At 48.2% G+C, this 413-nt stretch carries 1 protein-coding gene; it reads right to left on the bottom strand.

The genetic code is table 11. The annotated features are described in order from the left end of the window. Positions 1 to 413: IS91 family transposase (locus tag AB5N96_RS13560; RefSeq protein ID WP_499705765.1), on the bottom strand; the 413-nt coding region annotated here is incomplete at both ends.

Here is a 413-nt window from a genome sequence, read left to right as displayed (position 1 = left end):
ACGGATCAGTTTTAACACGACTGTCTGCCACTGCTTTCTCAACATCGCAAATGGAATGAAGTCATGGTCCACATATTCACCCTTCTGATTGATCCCACCCATCGTGACGAGCATGTGTACATGAGGATTGAAGTTCACCTGCGACCCAAATGTATGGAGACCTGAGATGATCCCTGGTTCGACCTTGGCCTTTTTCCAGAAGAACTCTTTGATGATCCGTGCGGCCTCATCCATCATGTCTTTCAGTAGATATCGATGTTGAAGGAATACATCCCGCAACCCCTCGTCGATTGTAAAGATGACATGGCGATGGTTCACCTGTATCACCTCGTTCGCCAAGATGCGACTCCACTCTTCACTCTCACCTACTGAACATGTCGTACAGAATCTACCTTTGCAGCGGTAGGCCACCT

Origin of the sequence: Chryseomicrobium imtechense, assembly GCF_041475995.1 — a bacterium.
Lineage (GTDB): Bacteria > Bacillota > Bacilli > Bacillales_A > Planococcaceae > Chryseomicrobium > Chryseomicrobium aureum.
The sequence above is the reverse complement of the archived record's forward strand: the minus strand, read 5'-3'. Positions and strand labels throughout refer to the sequence as shown.